The organism is Bacteroides sp. MSK.20.82, from assembly GCF_019052485.1.
Classification (GTDB): domain Bacteria; phylum Bacteroidota; class Bacteroidia; order Bacteroidales; family Bacteroidaceae; genus Bacteroides; species Bacteroides thetaiotaomicron.
Genome location: NZ_JAHQUN010000155.1, coordinates 1 through 398, shown reverse-complemented (window position 1 = coordinate 398; position 398 = coordinate 1). Strand labels below are relative to the sequence as shown.

The 398-nt window shown below is 51.3% G+C and carries 1 pseudogene; it reads right to left on the bottom strand.

The features are described 5' to 3' along the window. Window positions 1-398, bottom strand: a pseudogene (locus KTR07_RS28255) (gfo/Idh/MocA family oxidoreductase); the annotation flags it as partial.

Sequence of the window (398 nt, the reverse complement as noted above, 5' to 3'; positions counted from 1 at the left end):
CCTTGCAGACGGATAGCCAATACACCCATTACCACCATTTCATTCATCGGTCCCGATTCGGAGAAATCCGCTTTCGGCATCACGCGGTTGGATTTGTCTTCCTTACAAGCGCGTACCCAGTCCATTTCATGAGAACAAGTAACACGGCGGCATACTTTCGGTGCATTGGGCACACGGCCTGACAACAAGAAAGGTTGTTCTCCGTAGCAGCCGCAAATCAATGTATCTTTTGTTCCGTGGAAAATAGTCAGACCACCACCGGGGCCCATCAGTTGTTTTCCTTCTGGGAAACCTTTCGGACGTTCCGGCATCATACCGCCGTCATACCAGTGTACCTCAACTTCCGGCAAGGCAACTTTCGGCATATTGTCGCGGGCGGGGAAAATCATCTTCACGTG